This window comes from Synechococcus sp. CCY9201 (genome assembly GCF_034931105.1).
GTDB lineage: Bacteria > Cyanobacteriota > Cyanobacteriia > PCC-6307 > Cyanobiaceae > CBW1002.
On record NZ_JAYGIC010000068.1, the window covers coordinates 1 to 20,582 of the forward strand.

Annotated in this window: 18 protein-coding genes; 10 read left to right on the forward strand and 8 right to left on the reverse strand. The window is 64.8% G+C overall.

Going from position 1 to position 20,582, the window contains the following annotated elements:
* From VB716_RS06985 to VB716_RS06995, 3 genes are all read left to right on the forward strand, one after another.
* A partial coding sequence (locus tag VB716_RS06985) for an HRDC domain-containing protein (RefSeq protein WP_323270090.1) occupies positions 1-259 on the forward strand: 259 nt, incomplete at its 5' end.
* A 29-nt stretch (positions 260-288) separates the two neighbouring features.
* Positions 289-1,473, forward strand: a complete 1,185-nt coding sequence (gene aroB, locus VB716_RS06990) for a 3-dehydroquinate synthase (RefSeq protein WP_322758690.1) — start codon at positions 289-291, stop codon at positions 1,471-1,473.
* 125 nt (positions 1,474-1,598) lie between these two features.
* Positions 1,599-2,258, forward strand: a complete 660-nt coding sequence (locus VB716_RS06995; protein WP_322758689.1) for an SDR family oxidoreductase — start codon at positions 1,599-1,601, stop codon at positions 2,256-2,258.
* Between the two features lie 63 nt (positions 2,259-2,321).
* Here VB716_RS06995 and VB716_RS07000 read toward each other — a convergent pair whose 3' ends face one another.
* The gene (locus tag VB716_RS07000) at positions 2,322-3,566 is read right to left on the reverse strand and encodes a class I SAM-dependent methyltransferase (protein ID WP_323270091.1); all 1,245 of its coding nucleotides are present in this window, start codon (positions 3,564-3,566) and stop codon (positions 2,322-2,324) included.
* 192 nt (positions 3,567-3,758) lie between these two features.
* On the opposite strand from VB716_RS07000, the gene VB716_RS07005 reads away from it, so the two are divergent.
* On the forward strand, positions 3,759-4,556 hold the full coding sequence (locus tag VB716_RS07005; RefSeq protein ID WP_197172511.1) for a TPM domain-containing protein: 798 nt from the start codon (positions 3,759-3,761) through the stop codon (positions 4,554-4,556).
* 123 nt (positions 4,557-4,679) lie between these two features.
* On the opposite strand, the gene VB716_RS07010 is transcribed toward VB716_RS07005, so the two are convergent.
* From VB716_RS07010 to VB716_RS07020, 3 genes are all read right to left on the reverse strand, one after another.
* A complete protein-coding gene (locus VB716_RS07010; RefSeq protein ID WP_370594640.1) occupies positions 4,680-5,285 on the reverse strand; it encodes an endolysin in 606 nt (201 codons plus the stop codon).
* Positions 5,286-5,799: 514 nt separating this feature from the next.
* Positions 5,800-6,972 carry a hypothetical protein gene (locus VB716_RS07015; RefSeq protein ID WP_323270092.1) on the reverse strand — a complete coding sequence of 391 codons (1,173 nt, stop codon included), beginning with the start codon at positions 6,970-6,972 and terminating at the stop codon, positions 5,800-5,802.
* A complete protein-coding gene (locus VB716_RS07020; protein ID WP_197159304.1) occupies positions 6,927-7,847 on the reverse strand; it encodes a TIGR04168 family protein in 921 nt (306 codons plus the stop codon). Before VB716_RS07020 ends, VB716_RS07015 begins: the two co-directional genes overlap by 46 nt.
* A gap of 139 nt (positions 7,848-7,986) precedes the next feature.
* On the opposite strand from VB716_RS07020, the gene nadA reads away from it, so the two are divergent.
* Positions 7,987-8,958, forward strand: a complete 972-nt coding sequence (gene nadA, locus VB716_RS07025; RefSeq protein WP_416223876.1) for a quinolinate synthase NadA — start codon at positions 7,987-7,989, stop codon at positions 8,956-8,958.
* Positions 8,959-8,987: 29 nt separating this feature from the next.
* Here the strand turns inward: nadA and VB716_RS07030 are convergent, their stop codons facing one another.
* On the reverse strand, positions 8,988-10,055 hold the full coding sequence (locus VB716_RS07030) for a class I fructose-bisphosphate aldolase (protein ID WP_197155931.1): 1,068 nt from the start codon (positions 10,053-10,055) through the stop codon (positions 8,988-8,990).
* A 109-nt stretch (positions 10,056-10,164) separates the two neighbouring features.
* Between VB716_RS07030 and VB716_RS07035 the strand changes: the two genes are divergently transcribed.
* The 5 genes from VB716_RS07035 to VB716_RS07055 all read left to right on the forward strand — a co-directional run bounded on the left by VB716_RS07035 (position 10,165) and on the right by VB716_RS07055 (position 15,573).
* Positions 10,165-11,187, forward strand: a complete 1,023-nt coding sequence (locus tag VB716_RS07035) for a ligase-associated DNA damage response exonuclease (RefSeq protein ID WP_323270093.1) — start codon at positions 10,165-10,167, stop codon at positions 11,185-11,187.
* A 74-nt stretch (positions 11,188-11,261) separates the two neighbouring features.
* A complete protein-coding gene (locus VB716_RS07040) occupies positions 11,262-11,906 on the forward strand; it encodes a nitroreductase family protein (protein WP_323270094.1) in 645 nt (214 codons plus the stop codon).
* Between the two features lie 347 nt (positions 11,907-12,253).
* Positions 12,254-12,628: a hypothetical protein gene (locus VB716_RS07045; RefSeq protein WP_323270095.1), complete on the forward strand. Its 375-nt coding sequence runs from the start codon at positions 12,254-12,256 to the stop codon at positions 12,626-12,628.
* A 186-nt stretch (positions 12,629-12,814) separates the two neighbouring features.
* The gene (locus tag VB716_RS07050; protein ID WP_323270096.1) at positions 12,815-14,056 is read left to right on the forward strand and encodes a cation:proton antiporter; all 1,242 of its coding nucleotides are present in this window, start codon (positions 12,815-12,817) and stop codon (positions 14,054-14,056) included.
* 743 nt (positions 14,057-14,799) lie between these two features.
* On the forward strand, positions 14,800-15,573 hold the full coding sequence (locus tag VB716_RS07055; RefSeq protein ID WP_323270097.1) for an SDR family NAD(P)-dependent oxidoreductase: 774 nt from the start codon (positions 14,800-14,802) through the stop codon (positions 15,571-15,573).
* A 13-nt stretch (positions 15,574-15,586) separates the two neighbouring features.
* Here the strand turns inward: VB716_RS07055 and VB716_RS07060 are convergent, their stop codons facing one another.
* The 3 genes from VB716_RS07060 to mfd all read right to left on the reverse strand — a co-directional run.
* Positions 15,587-16,138 carry a hypothetical protein gene (locus VB716_RS07060; RefSeq protein WP_323270098.1) on the reverse strand — a complete coding sequence of 184 codons (552 nt, stop codon included), beginning with the start codon at positions 16,136-16,138 and terminating at the stop codon, positions 15,587-15,589.
* 68 nt (positions 16,139-16,206) lie between these two features.
* Positions 16,207-16,881, reverse strand: a complete 675-nt coding sequence (locus VB716_RS07065) for a hypothetical protein (protein ID WP_322758679.1) — start codon at positions 16,879-16,881, stop codon at positions 16,207-16,209.
* Positions 16,882-17,074: 193 nt separating this feature from the next.
* On the reverse strand, positions 17,075-20,582 hold a 3,508-nt coding region (gene mfd / locus VB716_RS07070), incomplete at its 5' end, for a transcription-repair coupling factor (protein WP_323270099.1).

Consider the following 20,582-nt stretch of genomic DNA (forward strand, 5'->3'; position numbering starts at 1 on the left):
GGCCGCCTCCACGGACTGGGGCGAAGCCGATCCGCAGCTGGCGGCGGCCCTGAAGAGCTGGCGCACCGACCAGGCCCGCCAGCAGGGAGTGCCCCCCTACGTGGTGTTCCACGACCGCACCCTGCTGGAGCTCGCCGCCCGCCGGCCCAGCACCCTGGCGGAACTGGGCAGCGTCGGCGGTATCGGCGCCGCCAAGCTGGAGCGTTACGGCACCGCCCTGCTGGAGCTGCTGGCCTCCAGTGCCAGTCCGTCGCCGTAGCCTCAGGGCCTATCAGCCGCGCCACAGCGATGAGCACCGCCCTCCAGCCCCTGCGCACGATCGAGGTGGCCCTGGAGCAGAACGGCTATCCGGTGGTGATCGGCGCAGGCGCCCTGGAGCGGCTGGGGGAGCAGATCCGTGACCGTGGGGTCAGGGCCGGCACCAAGGTGCTGGTGGTGACCAATCCGGTGGTGCAGGAGCACTACGGCGCCACCACCCTGGCGAGCCTGTCGGCCGCCGGCTTCGAGGCCAGCACCCTGGTGATCGAAGCCGGCGAAGACCAGAAGACTCCAGCCACCGTGGCCCTGATCCACGACGCCGCCTTCGCCCGCAAGCTGGAGCGCGGCTCGCTGATCGTGGCCCTCGGTGGCGGCGTGGTGGGCGACATGGCCGGCTTCGCCGCCGCCACCTGGCTGCGGGGCATCGCCGTGGTGCAGGTGCCCACCACCCTGCTGGCGATGGTGGATGCGGCGATCGGCGGCAAGACCGGCGTGAACCACGCCGGCGGTAAGAACCTGATCGGCGCCTTCCACCAGCCGAAGCTGGTGCTGATCGATCCGCTCACCCTGGCCACCCTGCCCGAGCGGGAGTTCCGGGCGGGCATGGCCGAGGTGATCAAGTACGGCGTGATCGGCGATCCCGAGTTGTTCGGGGCCCTGGAAGCCGCCGCCACCTCCCCAGTCGGTATTGCACACGCCGGTCTGGCCAGCCGCGAGGCGGTGGGTCCGGCCCTGGTCGACACGCTGCTGCTGCGCTCCGCCGCCGCCAAAGCGCGCGTGGTGGCCGCCGACGAACGGGAAGGGGGCCTGCGGGCGATCCTCAACTACGGCCACACCCTCGGCCATGTGGTGGAGACCCTCAGCGGCTACGGCACCTACCTGCACGGCGAGGCGGTGGGGCTGGGGATGCTGGCCGCCGGCGCCATTGCCGTGGAACGGGGTCTGTGGAGCCAAGACGACCAGGAGCGGCAGCGCCGCCTGATCGCCGCCGCCCAGCTTCCCCTGGCCTGGCCGCCGCTGGAGCCGCAGGCGGTGCTCGCCTGCCTGCAGGGCGACAAGAAGGTGAAGCAGGGCCGGGTGCGGTTCGTGCTGCCCACGGCGATCGGCACGGTGGAGATCCGCGACGACGTGGACACCGCCACGATCCTGGCGGCCCTGGATCGGATCACAGCGCCGGATCGGGTGGATTCCCCGGAGCTGATCAGTGCCGTTTGATCAACTCAGCTTGCGCAGTGCTGCCTGATCAGGCCCCCTGGATCGGGATCGGCTGATCGGTCCGGTTGATCGAAGCAGCTGGATGTGGGCTGGCCTTTTTAGGGTCCAGCAAAACGATCAGAACCATGACTCTGGCGGTGAGCGGCGCCTCCGGCAAGACCGGCTGGCGGGTGGTGCAGGAGGCCCTGAAGCGCGGCCAGGCGGTGCGGGCGATCGTGCGCCCCGAGTCCCAGTTGCCGGCTGGTCTTGAGGGGGCGGAGGTGGTGCGACTGCAGCTCCACGATCAGGTCGCCCTTGCGGCGGCCCTGAGCGGCTGCGATGCTCTGGTGATCGCCACCGGCGCCCGGCCCTCGGTGGATCTGCTCGGCCCCTTGAAGGTGGACGCCCTGGCGATCCGGCACCAGATCGCCGCCTGCCGCGACGCCGGCGTGCAACGGGTGGTGCTGGTGAGTTCACTCTGCGCCGGCCGCTGGCTGCACCCCCTCAACCTGTTCGGTCTGATCCTGGTGTGGAAACGGTTGGGTGAGACCTGGCTGGAGAGCAGCGGCCTCGACTGGACCGTGATCCGGCCCGGGGGACTGAGCGAGCGGGAGGAGGGTCTGGAGAGCGAGGGTGTGCGGTTCAGCGGCCCCGACGAGCAGGAGAGCGACAGCATTCCCCGGCGGCTGGTGGCCCAGGTGTGCCTGGAGGCCCTCGAGACCCCGGCCAGCATCGGCCACATCGTGGAGATCACCAGCAGCGATGCTCTGCCGCCCCAGAGCCTGGGCACCTGGCTGGGGGCCTGAGCTCACCACCGATCCCGCAGGCTCAGCCCGCGGGCGGTGTGGGCAGCTCAGGGCTGCTTCGGCTCAGGGCTGGCGCAGAAAGGCTGGGGTGGACAAGGAACCTGGCTCGCCTTTGCTGAAGGCCAACCAGCGGAAATCGCCGAGGGCATGGGGATCGACCAGCCGCAGCAAGGCCTCGCGACGGGCCAGTAAGGCGGCCAGATCGGCGCCGCTGCCCTGCTGCAGGCCATGCAGCCGTTCGGCCAGCCCCAGAGCCAGCAGCGCCTCACCCTGGCGGCACTGTCCCAGGGGCTGCCATCCCTCTGCCAGGGCCGCCGCCTCGAGGCTCTCCAGGCAGATGTGGGCGGTGAGATCCCAGTGGCCAGGGTCCCGCAGGGGATCGGCGCTGGCCGTCTGGTCGCGGTAGGCCATCAGGGTGCCGTCCTGGCGCTGGGGGGCGTAGTAGCGGCGGGCTTCGAGGGCGTAATCGATCACCAGCAGCCGGCCCCGACTCAGCCCGGCGGCACAGCTGCGCAGCCAGGGGGCCAGCTCGGGATGCAGCTCCGTGCACCAACCCGCAGGCAGCGGCGGAACGGCGGGGCCGGCAGCGGCCTCGCTGGCCCTGGGCGGGAGCCCCAGGGCTGCGAGTTGCTCCAAGGCCTCTGGTTCCAGGGGTTTGCCGGGCTCCAGCCGCAGCGCGAGCCCGGCGCTGCCCCCCTCGTGCAGGGCCACCACCTGCTGGCGCCAGAGGGCCCCGTCCCAGACGATCCGCTCCACCGCCAGGGCATCGAGCACCTCGTGGGCCAGCACCACGCCCCGCAGCGGCTGCGCCGCCAGCTGCTCGAAGCTGGCCCAGCGCAGCGGCAGGCTGAGGCCCTCGAGCTGGCGCCGCTGGCGTTCGGCCATGCCGGCATTGGGCTCCACCAGCACCAGTTCGGTGCGGGCCGCCAGCTGGGGCCAGTGCTGCTGCAGGGCTTCGGCCAGCTGGCGGGCCAGCTGACCTTCGCCGGGGCCCGTTTCCACCAGGGCCAGGGGCCCGCTGCCCTGGGCCGCCAGCTCCTCCAGCCAGGCGGCCAGCTGGGGAGCCAGCAGAGCCGCGAATTCGCCCCCCAGGGAGGGGGCAGTGGCGAAATCACCGCGGGGGCCGATGCGGAGATGGCCGCTGCCATAGGCCCCGTGCTCGGGATCGTGCAGCGCCCAGGCCATGAAGGTGCGGAAGGGCACCGAACCACAGGCGCTGCGCAGCCGCTCCAGCAGCCAGGCCGGCGGCGTGGAGGCCTCTGGAGCGGAACTGGCGGGGGCCGGCCGGGGAGCAGGGGGGCGGGTCACGTCAGCCGGCCTGGACGGAGAGAATGCAGAGCTACTGAAGCAGTCGGCATGGGCAGCATCGAGACGATCGGGGCTGAGGGGATCGGGGCCAAGCAGATCAGGCCTGACAGCCTCGGCCCGAACAGGAGCTCTGGACTGCAACAGAACCGTGCAACCTTTCGGCAGCGGCTGGCGGGGTTGGCCCTGGGCCTGATGCTGCTGCTGGGGGGCCTGGGATTCGCCGGCCTGGCCGCAGCGCCGGCCTTTGCCTACGACAACCCGGAGCTACTGCCGGATCACCCCACCCCGGTGATCGATCTGGCCAAGGCCCTCACTGACCAGCAGCGCAACAGCCTCGAGCAGCAGCTCGAGGGCTTCGAGCAGAGCAGCGGCTGGAAGCTGCGGGTGCTGACCCAGTACGAACGCACCCCGGGGCTGGCGGTGCGGGATTTCTGGGATCTGGATGAGCGCAGCCTGCTGCTGGTGGCCGATCCCCGCGGTGGCAACCTGCTCAACTTCAATGTGGGAGAAGCCCTGTTCGCCCTGATGCCGCGCACCTTCTGGGTGGAGCTGCAGACGCGTTACGGCAACCAGTACTACGTGCGTGATCATGGCGAAGACGGCGCCATCGTGGCTGCACTCACCGCAGTGGAGGGCTGCCTGGAACGGGGCGGTTGTCAGGTGGTGCCAGGCCTGCCCCGCGAGCAATGGCTGCTCACCCTCTCCACCTCCATCCTTGGCGGCGTGATCGCGGGGATCGCGGCCTATCCCCGCAAGGAGGGGCGCCGGGTGGAGTGGGCCTGGGTGATGCTGCTATCCCCTCTGTGGCTGATCCTGTTCGGCGCCCTGGGGCTGGGACCGGTGGTGACCCGTACCAGTGATCTGCTGCCGGTGGTCCGCAACTCCCTGGCCTTTCTCGGCGCCGCCCTGGCTGCCTATCAGATTGCAGGCGCCACGATCGGTCGCCACAAGTTGCCAGCGGAAGGGTCGGATCCAGGCTCAAACTCCTGAACCCGAATTCAGCCTCAGATCCAAGAAAGGGACCGGAAACGCCAGTGGTCTGGTGCTGCCGGTCCTGACAGGAACTAGACCAGTCGATTCAGCGCCCGACACTGGGGCGAAGAGGCCTGAACCTCAACGCGCCGATCCCACGGCCTCAAGACGGCACTTCAGGGAGTCGTCATCGCAGGCTGGGCGGGCTGGAACCGAAGCCAGTTGCAATTCACGCTGCAACTCGCCACGGAGCCGGGCCAGATTTTCCTCGTAGAAGCGCCTCAGGTCGTTGTAGCGCTTCACGGGTTGGCCATAGAAGCTGGAGCCCGCCAGGGTAGGGAAGGAGGCCCATTCCGGAGCGAGCTTTGCCACGAGTTGGGGCGTGAGTTCCCCTTGATCAGCCAAGGCCAGAGCACCGCGACGCTGGACAAGGAAAATGGCTGCCTGGTCCTGAGCGTGGGCATTGAAGCCCACAAGGCCCAGCGCCTGACTGGCCATCGTCCAGGTGAAGGGCATGAACTGGTAAGCACCGGCTGCGGCACTGGCATAGCGGGCCGAGCGCACCACTCGGTTGGGATGGCGTTCGAGGCTGTCCATCAGGCCACCACCGAACATGATCCAGTACCCGAGGTCACCACCGTTAGCCCAGGTGCCCTCCGCGTAGCGAATCGTGTTGAGCAGGGCACGACGCTCGGGGGTGATGGCGAAGATGGCCGGAGCAGGCGGTGGCGTGGACGGCTGGACCATCCGGGTGGAAACTCGGGGGGCCGGAGCCTGCGGCAGGGAACTCCAGGGATCAGTGGCTTCGGCGGCTCCGGCCGGAGCTGCCAGGACAGAGGCACTGGCGGAGCCCAGCAATGAGAGGGCCGAAATCAGTGAAAAGGAGCGACGAAGCAAAACGGATGCAGCGAAGGACAGGTCAAGGCAGGGCTAGGAAACAAATCCCCTTAGCCGTGGAATGGCGCAGTCCGCATGACGCATCACGCGGAAATCAAAAGGAATGTAGAAGGAGTTGTAAAAAACTGAACCTTACTTGCTCGATGATTGACCGAATCGGAGAGAAAGCACCGATCCATCGCCGGCGGAATTCTTCGACATCAACCTGGAAGCATGAGACTCAATGCGGGGTCAATTTGGCTAACGAGGGCACCCGACGCGATCTTGACCGTGACGGTCGCACGAGTGTCCACTCGCATCAGAAATGGAACTGCGGCATTCAAACCACCGTCCCGACAGGATTTCGAGGGATTTTGGGTACAGATCATCCAATTGTGCGCCGCAGATACATCGGCACTGCTGATCTTTCCTCAGCAAGGGTAACGATTGCTGCAGCGGCCTCAGCAGCCCCTTGGGTCGGGAGTGGAGTTCCGGTTGGGGGCAGCAAGGGCTGATCCAGTTGCCAGTCGCCGCGTCGCAGCTGCTCCTGGCTGAGCAGCCGATGCCAGCCGATCCGCTGCAGATCCGCCTCCAGCACCGCCGCCTCGGCAAAACCCTCGCGATGCACCAGGTGGATGCCCACGTCCTGGCTGAGGGCCTCGCAGAAACTGCTGTACCCCGGTTTGGTGATCAACCGACCGATCAGGGGCATTGCATCGAGGGGTCGAACCCCAGGCGGCAGGAGCCTGCCATTGGGTGCGGCCGTCATGGCGAGATCGGGCCCAAGGAACACATGGTCGGGCCAGTGCGCCAGCAAGGCCGGATCGAGCGGGAAGCCCATGCCGCCGAAACTGATCAGCACACAGCTCTGCCGATCAGGCGGTAGCTGCAGCCGCTGCGCCAGATCAGCCAGATCGAGCCGGGGGCTGCTGCTGGTGAGGCCGATCGCATGTTCGGGCAGATCCCAGGGCATCGGCAGGGCCAGCGGACAGCGCAGCAGCAGATCCCCGCAGCGGTACAGGGTGCGGCAGTGCTCGGCCCAGTCTGCGAAACGCTTGGCCTGATCCGGTTCCAGCTGGGGATCGGCGGCCATCGGCCCGTAGATCGCATCCCACCCAAAGCTGGCCAACCAGACCAGGGGCAGTCCCGTACGGCCGGCTAACTGGGCAGCCGCCGGCGGCACATCGCCCAGCACCAGGGCAGGCTCCCCCTGCTCCACCAACCAGGACGCCTCCCGCTCCAGCTGATCCGGCAAGGCCCGCTCCAACTCCTCGAGCGCCTCGAGGGTGGCGGCCGGATCGGCGCCAAGGGCATCGGCCTGAATCACCCCCACATCCCAGCGGCAAGGCCGCTGCTCATGGGGAACAGGCCCAAGAGCCAGCTCCAGGAACGAGGCAGGCAGAGCCGTGCTGAGCACCAGCCGCCAGCCGGGCCGCAGCTTGACGAGTTCGGCCAGCACGGAGGCCGTTCGGGATCCATGCCCGAAACCGTGGGCACTGACGCAGGCCAGGATCAACATGAGGAACAGGCCGTGCTGTCGGTAACGGCTGCGGAGCATGCCGCGGCAGGGGGAGCCAGGGGAGCCGGGCCTGGGGCTGGCTCAGACCGCCAGAGCTTCTGCTCGTAATGCAGGGAGCCATCCAGGCCATACCAGCGGTGGCTCACGGCCGCCAGCTCCACTCCCCGGAATTCCACCCAGCTGAAGTGGCGCAGGGTGCGGCCGGCCTGATCCTCTCCATGGCGGGGCACACAGGCGGTGTTGAGGTAGGCGGTGCCACTGCGATCGCGGCAGAAGCTCCGCCGCTCCCCCTGTCCACGCCTGAGGGCATGGTGCATGTGGCCGAACACCACCAGAGGAACGGACCGCTGACGGCGGATCCCTTCCAGGGCCAGGGCCAGATCCTGATCGCCCCAGTCGCCGGCGGAGGCCTTCCAGTCGCGGCCACAGGGATCGCCCGGTTCACTGCCCAGGCCACTCGGACCGCAGTGGGAGAGTACCAGCAGCGGCAGGGAGGGATCGGCGGACAACGCCGCCTCACAGATGCGCCGGGCCGATTCCCGCATCTCCACCGGTCCGAACACAGCTCGCACGGCGCGGGACAGGTGAAAACCGCCGCCGGCACTGCCGGGTCGTGCCCCCACCACCGCCAGGCCGGGGGGAGAGAGCTGCCGCAGATCCCAGCCGCAGTGGAGATCACCGAGCAGGTCCAGCTGGCGTTGCAGGGTGCGACCGCTGGAATCGTGGCCGCTGTCGTGGTTCCCGAGAATGCAGGCGAGCGGCAGCTCCAGGCGGCGCAGCAGGGAGGGGATGCGGGGCTTGCCGTCGCTGAAATCCCCCACCAGCAGCAGGGCATCGGGCCGGATCAGCTCCAGCAGAGCGTGATCGCTCTGGTCCCACTGATCATGGGGATCACCGGCGATCGCGATCCTCAGCAGCGTGCCGCAGGACGCTCCGGATGAGGGACCGCCCGACGGGGAGCCACCTGAGCGGGAAAGGCCTGCTGCGGAGACCGATCGTTCAGCCAATACGGATCCCTAGGCTGGGATCATCCTGCCTGCCCCGAGGTTCCGGTTGGTTTCAGCCGCCCAGCTCACCAACGCAACCGACATCCTGGAGGTGCCCAGGGATCTGGTGGCGGCGATCCGCGAGCTCAGCCGAGAGCGCCGGGCCGTGATCCTGGCCCATTACTACCAGGACGACGCCATTCAGGACATCGCCGACTTCATCGGTGATTCGCTCGAACTCTCCCGCAAGGCGGCCAGCACCGACGCCGACGTGATCGTGTTCTGCGGCGTCCATTTCATGGCCGAGACCGCAAAGATCCTCAATCCCGGCAAGACCGTTCTGCTGCCCGACCTGGAGGCCGGCTGCTCCCTGGCGGATGCCTGTCCGGCCGATGGTTTCGCCGCCTTTCGAGCCGAGCATCCCGAGCACTTCGTGGTGAGCTACATCAATTGCTCCGCAGCAGTGAAGGCCCAGAGCGATCTGATCTGCACCAGCAGCAACGCCGTGGATCTGGTGCAGCAACTGCCGGCCGACCAGCCGATCCTGTTCGCTCCCGATCAGAACCTGGGCCGCTGGGTGCAGCGCCAGAGCGGCCGGGAGCTCACCCTCTGGCCCGGCAGCTGCATGGTGCACGAGACCTTCAGTGAGCAGGCGCTGCTGCAGCTTCAACTGGAACACCCGGACGCCGAGGTACTGGCCCACCCCGAGTGCCAGGAGCATCTGCTGGACCTGGCGGACTTCATCGGCTCCACCAGCAAGCTGCTGCACCGCGCCGCAGCCAGCCCGGCCCAGGAGTTGATCGTGCTCACTGAACCAGGGATCCTCCACCAGATGCGCAAGGCGGCGCCCTCCAAGACGTTCTTCGAGGTGCCCGGAGCCGATGGCTGCAGCTGCAACAGCTGCCCCTACATGCGGCTCAACACCCTGGAGAAGCTGTGGCGCTGCCTGCGGGATCTCAGCCCGGCGATCGAACTCGATGAATCCACCAGCCAGAGAGCCCTGATGCCGATCCAGCGGATGCTGGAGATGAGCCGCTGAGCAGCCTCCCTGGAGCTTGCCTGGGCTGCTCAGTAGCTGTAGTTGGCCACGTACAGAGACTTGCCATCGGAGGGCTGGGAGCCAGGCACGTAGATCCCCCGGGCCGCATCCCCATTGGCCCGGGCCCGGGCCAGCAGGGCCCCATGACCGGCCTCGATGTCAACGCCGGCCCAGTGCTTCAGGCACGACTGCTGCATGGCCCGGCCATAGGAAAAACCCAGATGCCAGGGAGCCCCATCGGCGGCGGCATTGATGGCATTGAGATAGACGCTGGCTTCCTCTTCGCTGAGACCACCGGAGAGGAACAGGATCGCCGGCACACTGGCCGGCACCGTCCGCTCGAGGGTGCGCAGGGTATAAGCGGCGGCCTGCTCGGGGCTTGGAGCCTGGGCGCAACCCATGCCCGGCAAGGTCATCGACGGCTTCAGCAGGCTGCCCTCGAGGAACACTCCGTTGATCGCCAGGGCCTCGTAGACAAGGCGCAGCACCCATTCCTGCACCGCGGCAGTGGTCTCGATGTCGTGGTCGCCGTCCATCAGGATTTCGGGCTCCACGATCGGCACCAGTCCTTCCTCCTGCACGGTGCGGGCGTAACGGGCCAGCCCCCAGGCGTTCTCACGCACGCAGAGCTCCGACGGGCAGCCATCGGCGGTGATGCGCAGCACCGCGCGCCATTTGGCGAAGCGGGCACCACGTTCGTAGTACCGGGCGGCCCGCTGCTGGAGACCCTTGAGGCCGGTGCACCAGCTCTCACCAGACAGCCCACCGGCCAGAGGCTCCACCCCCTGATCGACCTTGATCCCCGGCACCAGGCCCTGGGCCTTGAACAGATCAAGAATCGAGCCACCGTCAGGGGCATCCTGAAACAGGGTTTCCTCGTAGAGGATCACGCCGCTGATCGCGTCGCCCAGGCCTGGGGCGGTGGCCAGCAGGGTGCGATAGGCCCGGCGATGCTCCTCGGTGTTCTCCACTCCTATCGCCGCAAAGCGCTTGCCGATCGTGCCGGTGGATTCATCGGCCGCCAGCAGACCGGTGCCTGGAGCCGCCAGAGCGGCCGCCGTGCTCGCCAGCTCTTCGCGAAAGGCGTCGAGCGCCATGGGCCTGCTGCATCAGTTAGTCCATGGCTAGAGGGACTGCAGCGCGCCGTCAACGGCGCGGCATCGCCAGGATGCGGTGATCGCGCCAGCACCCTGTTCGTTCCGCGCCATGCCCCTGCCGCCGGATGGTCTGCTGCAGCTCACCCCCGAGGGCCTGTACTGCCCGGCGGCCCAGGCCTGGATTGATCCCTGGCGACCGGTGCCGCGGGCGTTGATCAGCCACGCCCATGCCGACCATGCCCGCCCCGGCTGCGGTGAATACTGGGCGATCGGCGCCAGTGAGGCGATCCTGCGGCAACGGCTCGGCAGCGCCATTGAGCTGAACCGCGTCGTCTACGACCAGGAGCTCAGAATCGGCGCGGCGCGGGTGTCATTCCATTCCGCCGGCCATGTGCTCGGTTCGGCCCAGGTGCGGCTGGAGGCCGGCGGCGAAAGCTGGCTGGTGAGCGGCGATTACAAGCGCTGCGCCGATCCCAGCTGCCAGCCGTTCCAACCGGTGCAGGCCGATGTGTTCATCACAGAAGCCACCTTCGCCCTGCCGATCTACCGCTGGCGTCCCGGCGCCGAGGTGGCCGCTCAGATCCAGCGATGGTGGCAGGCGGCACCGGATCGTCCATCGATTCTGTTTGCCTATGCCTTCGGCAAGGCGCAGCGAATCCTGGCGGAGCTCCACGCCGTCGGCGTGAGCGACGAAGTGTTGCTCCATGGCGCCGTTCAGGCCCTGATGCCGGCCTACCGCGAGGCGGGCCTAGCACTGCCGCCCACCCAGGCAGTGAGCGCAATCCCACGGACCGACTCCCTGGCGGGGCGGCTGATCCTGGCTCCCCCGGCCGCCCATCGTTCAGCCTGGATGAAGCGCTTCCGCTTGCCCCAGACGGCCTTCGTGAGCGGCTGGATGGCGGTGCGCGGCGCCCGGCGGAGGCGAGGCTTCGAACGCGGATTCGTGCTGAGCGACCATGCCGACTGGTACGGCCTGGTGCGCACGGTCAAGGAAACCGGCGCCCGCCAGGTGTACGTGACCCATGGCAAGGCCGATGGCCTGGCCCGCTATCTGCGTGAGGTGGAGGGGATCAGCGCCGAGCCGCTGGAGGGGCCTTTCGTGGATGAGAGGGGCGACGACGCAAGCCAGTGAGCGGACGTGAAGAGCCTGCACTGTGGCTGCCACAGCGGAAACCCACTGGTGATGACTTCATTTGCGAGCCGTTCATGAAGCCTGATTCATGTCTGCTGGAGCGGGCCGTGAAGCACTTCGATCCCTGCCATCGCCTCAGCGCGGAGGAAGAACGGAAGCTGCTCGAGGCCACCATCCAGGCGCCCACCAGCTTCAACATCCAGCACTGGCGTTTTGTGATCCTGCGTGATCCGGCGCTGCGGGCCACGATCCGCGAGGACTACGGCCACGACGAGGCCCAGATCACCGATGCCTCCGTGCTGGTGCTGTTCACTGCCGACGTCAAGGCCTGGAGCAAGCGGCTGCAGCGCGATGAGGCCCAGCGCTCGATCGGCCTGGCGATGCAGACCCTGATGCTGGCCGCCACCGGCATGGGCTATCAGAGCTGTCCGATGATCAGCTTTGGGATCGAGAAGCTGGCCGAGCTAGCTGATCCACCTGCCGGCAGACCACGTGATGGGGCCGATGGTGGCGATCGGCAAGGGCAACCAGGAGCCCTGACCGAAGCCCGGCCAGCTGCCACTGGAGGAGCGGGTGGTCGAAAACGGGTTCTGAGCTGTTGCAGGGCACATCAAGCTTTTCGACCCCCAATCCTGCTGGGATCACTGGAGACAGGGCAGTGCCCCCGTTGGCCGCCTGCGCAGAGATCCACCTGCACTGACGGGTTCGTCGACGTCTGATTCCGATCACAATTGAATAGACACGCGCTTTCAAGAGTCACCTCAAATGAGCAAACGATTAATGGCTCATTTGAAGATAACTGTGTTGAATTTGCCACCAGGCATAAATCCCTCATCCATGAGTCATTTGTAGCGGGGCACAGTATCTAGACCAGCTCTTCGCTTGCATCGAGATCCAACCGTTACCATCTCTCGAAGCCAGATACCACAAAGATCATTAAAACCAGCCCTGCGAGTTTGAACCGTTCCATTCCACGAACTGCAGGCTGACAGCCTAGATGCGACAAGAAGTTGATGTTCGCGACGAGGAAGGGACGTGATAGCACTCGATTCGCGATGTCAGTCGATTGGCCGAGGATCCAGGCAACAAGCTCACGCCAAAGCAGCGCCAACTCTGGTGTCAGGCTGTCAAGATAACGGAGAATAAGATGATCAAGCCGCTTGCCCGCGCAGAGCCTCAGCGACAGGCCAGAGTCGAACAAGCTTGTACGCTAGCCAAGCAGCGTGATCTAAAAACCTGTCAGATCACTCTTCGAGACCGCAACAAAGAGGGCAAAGTCAATCTCGAAGCTGATCACCTAGACTTGAAGCAGCGCCATAAGAACCTTGGCAGCAGTGTCGATAATCCCATCACACTCTGCAGCGAAGCACACGATCAATACCATGGATGGAATGATGGAAACAATAAACTCTGCCTTGCCAGAATGGCAACGGTTGAATAATGATTGTTGCCACGATAGGCGCCCATCTCGAAACACCCGACTAACGGCGCGGACAAAATCAGGCGCAACACTCAGCCAGCATGTTTTGCAACGTTATTTTTCAAGAAGCGAAGCCTTGTTCGAGTGGCTCAGGCAAAAGCCATCGAAATCCGCGATGGTGACGCGATCAAATCGGACAAGCGTTCCTTGGCTGCTCCCCTGAGCCTTGCTCACCACCTGTCCGTCGTGGTGGTGGCCCTGGGTCTGGTACTGACGGCCTGGCTCCCGGCGATGCTGCCGTGGCTACCACTGCCCGCTGGCGTGCTTGAGATGGCGCTCGGGGCATGGATCGGTCCTCAGGGTCTGCACCTGGTGAGTGTTGGTCCCTTTCTCACGAACATCTCCGCCTTCGGCATGGGGATGCTGTTTCTGGTGGCCGGCCTTGAGATCCAGCCGGACCTGCTGCGCGGCAAGCCGCTGCAGCGTGCCCTCACGGCCTGGTTTGCGTCCGCCGGCCTCGCCGTGGTCGTGGCGATGCTGCTGGTGAGCTTCGCTGGTTTCGACAATCTCCAGATCGTGGCTCTGGCACTCACCACCACAGCCCTGGGCATCCTGATGCCGGTGCTGCGGGATCGCACCCACCTCCCGGAGAGCTATGCCCGCACGCTCATCAGCGTGGCCACCCTCGGAGAGGTGGCGCCCACCGTGATTTTCAGCCTGCTGCTGGCAGGACAGCGTGCTCCAGAAGAGGCCACCATTCTCGTTGCCTTTGGCTCCGTTTCGATCTTGGGACTGCTGCTGGTGCGAAGGCATCAGTCCCGCTGGGAGGAACTGTTTGAGCACACCATGCAGCGATCGGCCCAGTTGCCCACCCGCCTGGTCGTGGGTGCGCTGATCCTGATGGTGGTGCTCAATAACGTCGTTCAGATCAACCTGGCGCTGGGGGGACTTGTGCTCGGCCTGCTGGTGCGTGAGGGCACTGCCCATCGGCATCGTCTCAAGATCGGAGAACGACTGGATGGTCTGGGCCAGGCCTTTGCGATTCCACTGTTTTTCATCGTGTCAGGCATGCAGCTTGACGTCCGTGCGCTGGCTCAGGCGCCAAGCCTCTGGGGACTGGTACCACTGCTGGCGTTAGCCATGCTGCTGGTGCGGGGGCTTCCCGTCTGGCTGCTGCTCCGAAAGCAGCTCAGCCCCCGGTCGCGGCTGGCTCTGGCTCTGGACAACGCCACCCAGCTGCCCCTGGTGGTGGCCATGGCCGTGATGGCGCGTCAGGCAGGTCTGTTGACACCACCTGATGCCACCGTGCTCGTGGCAGCCGCCGCACTCACGGTGCTGCTGTTTCCGGCCCTGGCCACCGTGGTGCTGGAGGGGGACAGACCCCTGAGCACTGCCGAGCTCACAGGCTCAGAACCGCCTGGTCCTGGTCAGCCAACTCAGCCAAGCTGAGCAAGCCATTGAGGTTCCCCCTTTTCGGTGGGCAGGTCTCAGAGCTTCTCTGGGATGAGTGTACGGACAGGGATGAACTCCTGCCCGTAGTCGAACGGGCTCAGTTTCCGGGGGCCACGTCAGATGAGAGGCGTCGTTCAGGGTTGTCGTAGCCCTCAATCAAGAAGCAGGATCGCACTGCAGTTGCTGGGGTGAAATCAGGACTTGCCGATCGTCATCAAGGTCCATGTCCAGTTTCAGGGTGGGAAAAGAAGTTCTCCACCAAAGCGTGATATCCCAGCAGCATCCTTCCGCTCTGCGGGCGACGGTGCTGATGAGCCTGCTGCGAGGCGGGGCGGCTACCGCTCGATCCGCCAGGAGTCCCGGGAATTGCCTGCGACATCCAAAGGTCCAGAAGCTGGGAGTGATGGGAACCGGCCACTGGCTCGTCTTGATGACGATATTGACAGCCCTTGGGCCAGAATCTGGAGGTTGCGTCACCGCTACCTGTCTCCTGAACCGGGGGAGCGGAAGCAGGTTGACGACTGAAAGCTAGACTGGCACGTCTTACAACTCTCTAGCTGACATTGCAAGCGATTGTGGAGAGAAGCTCCAGCACAACAAATCCGCTGACAGGAATGAAAGATCGTGACCAAACTGCGCAGTGCCTCCCGGCCTCATTAGCATGATCCGCAGAATGAGATCTTGAGGCTTGAAAAACTGAAAAGATCTTGTGATGCGTACCTGAAATGAGAGTCGAAACCATGAAGGACTTCAGACTGGATGGCCAAAGGGCGCTGATCTCAGGCGGTTCAAAGGGCTTGGGTGCAGCCATCGCTGAAACATTTGCCGAAGCCGGAGCTGATATCGGAGTGATCGGCAGGAACACGGCAGGACTCCACAACACAAAGCGCCTTGTAGAAGGGAAAGGGCGACACTGCGATGTGATCACGGCAGACCTGGCTTGCGCCGAAGGAGCACAAAGAGCGGGAGACAAAGCCCTGGAACTTTGCCCTGCATGGGATGTTCTCGTCAACAATGCAGGCATCGCCGCCATAGTCAAACCGATTCTGGAAACTAGCCAGGCTGAGTGGGACGAGACTTTTGACTTGAATCTGCGCTCTATTCTACTACTTTCTCAAGCCTTAGTTCCTCAGATGATCGCACGAGGAAGTGGGAAGATTGTGAATATTTCGTCGATTGGAGCCTTTGTCGGCTCGCCAGGCCTGAGTGCCTACGCCGCATCTAAGGCGGCACTGAATCAGCTCACACGCACCATGGCGGTTGAATGGGGTCCGCATAAAATCCACGTGAATGCTATCTGCCCGACAGTGATCCTCACTGATATGGGGCACGCAATCTGGGATAAACCGGCCATGAAGGAACAGAGAGAACTGAAGGAAAAGAGAATCCCCTTGCATCGCTTTGGCGAACCCAAGGAGGTCGCCAATGTCGCCCTGTTCCTTGCCAGCGCAGCATCAGACTTCATCCATGGCGTATCACTCCCGCTTGATGGAGGCATGACGATATCACCCTAGCGAGATTATCCTGTCATGCAGGAAACTGAGCATCAGGTTCAGGGCAAACAAGCTTTGGACCGACTCGCACATTCTCAAGCCACTGATTGAATGCGCACGCGAACGGAGCCACCAGTTCAAAGTAGCTGCACAGAAGGCCCTGATCCTCCCATTGCATCTGATAGGCAATGATGTCTTCTTGTGAGTAGACTCTGGTGATTTCAAAGCACGTCCTGTTGCTGTCCCACTGATTCACAACCAACCCAGCCTCTGCAAGGGGTGGATCATAACTGCAATCAAGAACATGCCAACCGCCATCCAACCAGACCTCAACCCAGAAGTGGGTGGGCAGGAATTCAGAAGGATGCAGGCTCTGAATTCCTGCAGGGATGATATCTCCGAAACAGATCTCGCCAACTCGCCCGCGAACCCCATATCCCAGCACTCCCAACCGCTGAAGCAACTCGATACCCTTGACATAGCAATTGTTCGCCGGACTTTCTGAAGAGACAGCCCAGGCATAGGGTCGATCTCTGATTGCATTGAAGATGCGTCGCGCTACCGGATGATCAGTGAGATAGTTCATGGCAGTTCTCAATCAGGGTGCCCATAGGTTTGCGAATCAATCAAAGAACTTTAACCATAAGTCATCAGTCAGAGGTATCCAAACAGGTCAAAGTCCTTAGCATAGATCCTGCGTAGGTTGGCGATCGCCACATCACTTAGCCCTGATGCTGACGCATCGATTGACAGGGCCGCTTCCACCTGGACAGGGTCGGGTGAGCGAAGCTGGATGCCTGTGATTGTCTGCAACAGATCAAGATCGGCTTTCCAGGTCTCCGCCTTGAACACACGATCAACATAGAGCTTTTCCTTGAACTCCAGGAACCTATGCTGAGGTCGAAACAGGGGATGGGACAGCAACGGTGAATCGGCTTCAACGTTGGCGGCAATCGCATCTGCTGACGATCCAAAACGCATCAATTCACGGCGTAAAGCGGTCAGCTGAGTGATCTGCTGGCCCGCATCCACACGGCGCATAACCGCGAGAAAGCGATCGATCGGATGACGGACAAAAGCATAGACAAACGCTGAACTGAAGAACAGCCGATCGCACCTGAAACATTCCTCCACCGTCAGAGGCCTGATCTGGAAACCAAGATAGGCATCAAGGAAAAGATCTCCGCCACTGCATGGGATCGGCAGAAAGATCAGATTGTCACGACGAAATTGCGGTGGGAAAACGTCGTTCTGGTAATTGCGAATCAGGCGCAGGCGCTCGCTGAGCGCCTTGGAGGCTTTGGAGGCGGAAAGGAGCTGGCTGAACATCAGAAGAATAAACGAGCCTCCAGACCAACCCTGTTCCAGCCGGCCAGCCGTGTCATCTCACCTGCGGGCGGGAACAGAACATCCGGCTTGCGTCTGGGCCATGGGCTGGCTCCTGGAGCATGGGCTTGCGCCTGGGCAGCTGGTTCTGTTCATGGTGGTTGGCCACCACAGCGATCACTGCCATCATCGCCGTTCAAAGGCTCAGCACCGCCTGGTTCTGGGCCTTCATCTGCGCTGCCCGCTCAGTCTCGGTGAGGCCGTCCGCCCCGGGGATCTGGGCGGCCATCTGGTTGAGCCATTCCATCAGCTGCTCCAGCTGCTTATCCATCGGCAGCACCCCCAGGCCACGGGCCAGCACCTTGGCGGTGCTGCCACTACCGGCCTGATAGACCAACCGGCCGTGCAGGTGCTGGGGCAGACCCTGACGCAGCAGGCGGAAGGCGGGCTCCTCCATCGGTGTTTCCAGGGCGATGTTGGGTTTCTCTGATTTGATGCGGGAGAAGCCGCAACGCCTGGCCAGCAGCTTCAGCTTCATCAGCTGCAGCAGCGAGATCACCGGTGCCGGGATGGCGCCATAGCGATCGACCCAGCCGGCGGCCAGCTCCACCAGAGCCTCCTGGCTGGAGCAGTCGGCAGCCGCCCGGTAGGCCGCCATCTTCTCGTCGTTCTCGGTGATCCAGTCGCCTGGGATAAAGGCCGTGATCGGTAGATCGATCTGGGTGTCGTCCACGGCGGGGATGTCCTGCCCCTGGATCTCCGCGAGGGATTCCTGCAGCATCTCCATATAGAGATCGAAGCCGATCGTTTCCATCTGGCCGCTCTGCTCCACCCCCAGCAGATTGCCCACTCCGCGGATCTCCATGTCGCGCATGGCCAGCTGGTAGCCACTGCCGAGCTGGGCGAATTCCTGAATCGCCCGCAGCCGTTGCCGCGCCGCTTCACTGAGGGACGCATCACCGGGATAGAACAGCCAGGCATGGGCCTGGATGCCGCTGCGTCCTACCCGACCACGCAGCTGATAGAGCTGGGCCAGGCCGAATTTGTGGGCATCCTCGATCAGGATCGTGTTGACGCGGGGAATATCCAGACCGCTCTCCACGATCGTGGTGCAGAGCATCAGATCGGCCTCACCGGCATTGAACGCCACCATGGCGCTCTCCAGTTCTCCCTCCGCCATCTGGCCGTGGGCCACCAGCAGCCGCAACCCCGGCAGCATCACCCGCAGCTGGGCGGCCACCTCCTCGATCCCCTGCACCCGCGGCACCACATAGAACACCTGGCCACCGCGATCCAGTTCCTGACGGATGGCACTGCGCACCGCCTCTTCATCCAGGGAGGCCAGATGGGTCTTGATCGGGCGACGCATCGGCGGCGGCGTGGTGATCAGGCTCATTTCCCGCACCCCCGACAGGCTCATGTAGAGGGTGCGGGGGATTGGCGTGGCCGAGAGGGTGAGCACATCCACATCCTTCCGCAGTGCCTTGATCTTTTCCTTCTGATTCACACCGAAACGCTGCTCCTCATCCACCACCAGCAGGCCCAGCTGCTGAAAGCGGGTGCCCTTGCCCAGCAGCTGATGGGTGCCCACCACCACATCCACGGTGCCGGCGGCCAGCCCCTCGCTGATCGCCTTGCGTTCGGTAGCGGTGCGGAAGCGGTTCAGCAGGCTCACCTTGAGCGGATAGGGGGCAAAACGCTCACTCAAGGTGCGCCAGTGCTGCTGCGCCAGCACCGTGGTGGGGGCCAGCATCGCCACCTGCTTGCCTGCAGTGACGGCCTTGAAGATGGCGCGGATCGCCACCTCGGTCTTGCCGAAGCCCACGTCGCCGCAGACCAGCCGATCCATCGGCTTGGACTGCTCCATGTCACGCTTGACGTCCGCGATCGCCTTCACCTGATCGGGGGTGGGTTCGTAGGGGAACGAGTCTTCGAGTTCGTTCTGCCAGGGGCCATCCGCGGGGAAGGCAAACCCCGGTGCCTGGTGCCGTTCGGCGTAGAGCTTCACCAGATCGAGCGCCACCTTGCGGATCGCCTTCTGGGCCCGCTCCTTGGCCCTGGTCCAGGCCACACCGCCCATGCGGTTCAGATCCGGCGGGTTGTCGCTGGTGGCGCGGTAGCGGCCGAGGCTGCCCAGCTGATCGGCGGCGACGCGCAGCAGGCCATCGGCGTATTGCACCACCAGGTAATCGCGCGATTCACCGCTGATCGCCAGCTTTTCCAGCTTCAGGAAGCGGCCGATGCCATGGTTGCGGTGCACCACGAAATCACCCGGCTGCATCTTGTTCGGGTCGACCGTGCGACTGGCGGCCTTGCGACGACGGCGCACATAGCCCGTGGCCGCCAGGGCGTGCTGGCCGAAGAACTCGCGATCGGTGATCAGTACCAGCTTCCAGGCCGGCAATTGCAGGCCCTCGATCTCAGCGGTGCCCCGCGTCTTGAGCGCCACGGGGGTGTACTGCTCGATCAATCGATCGATGGCCGGAAAGTCGGCCGGATTGGGCACGAAGCGGGCGAGGCAGTCGTGTTCCTCCAGCAGGGCAACGGCGCGGCTGGGCTGGGCCGAGAGCAGCCACACTCTTGCCTTCTCCGCCACGAAGCCCTTGACCAGGCCCGCCAGCTTGCCGAAGGCGTTGGGATAGGCCGGCACCGAGCGGCTGGCCAGATCCAGGCTGTTGGGGTGGTTGTCGGTCTCGTGCAGTTCCGCCAGATCAAAGCCGGCGAAGCCATCGGTCTGCTCCAGGGCCTCGAGCGGCGGGCGATGCAGCAGCGGCGGCAGCAGGGCAGCGATGGCGGCGGCATCGGTGTCGCCCGAGGCCCGCGCCAATTCCTCGCAGACATCGCGGTAGTGGTCGCCGGCGTGGTCGACCCACAGCTGGCCATGGGAGAGGCAGTGGCGCCGCTCATCCACCGCGATCAGGGTGTTGGCCGGCAGATAGCTGAGCAGTGAGGCGGGTCGCTCCCAGGCCAGGCCCAGCAGGCGCCGCATCCCCTCCGGCGTGCCGCCCTCCAGCAACTGCTCGGTGGCCTCGGGGCTGAGCAGCTGCTCCAGCCCATCGGGCATCGACTCGCGCAGGGCCTCGGCGATCAGCGGGCCATAGCCGGTGGGGGTGAGCCGCACCACGGCGATGCCATCAAGGGAGCGCTGCGAGGCCGGATCGAACTCCCGCAGCTTCTCCAGCTCCTCGCCGAAGAACTCCAGCCGCACGGGCAGCTCGGCACTCACTGGAAACACATCGACGATGTCGCCGCGGCGGCTCCAGCTGCCCTCCTGCTCGATCGTGGGCACCCGTTCGTAACCCAGGCGCGTCAGCGTGACAGCCAGCGCCTCGAGATCGACCGTGTCGCCCTTGCGCAGGCTCAGGCACTCGGCTCTGAGAGCCTCGGGCGGTGGCAGGTGTGGCTGGAGGGCCCGCTCCGTGGCGACGATGGCAAGGCGACGGGCGTTGCCAGTCTTCGCCCCCTGCTCCGTCCCGTCCAGCAGTTCGCTGAGCACCTGCAGCTGACCCCAGGTGATCTCACTGGTGGGATCAAAGGGCTCGTAGGGGCTGCCCTCGCTGGTGGGGTAGAGCTGGCAGCTGCCCCAGCCCATCAGCTCCAGCAGGGCCGCCCAGCGGCCGGCTTCCTCAAGGGTGGGCACCACCACCAGCAGCGGCGCGTCGGCGGCCCCCGCCAGGGCACTGCTGACCAGGGCCCGCGCCGCC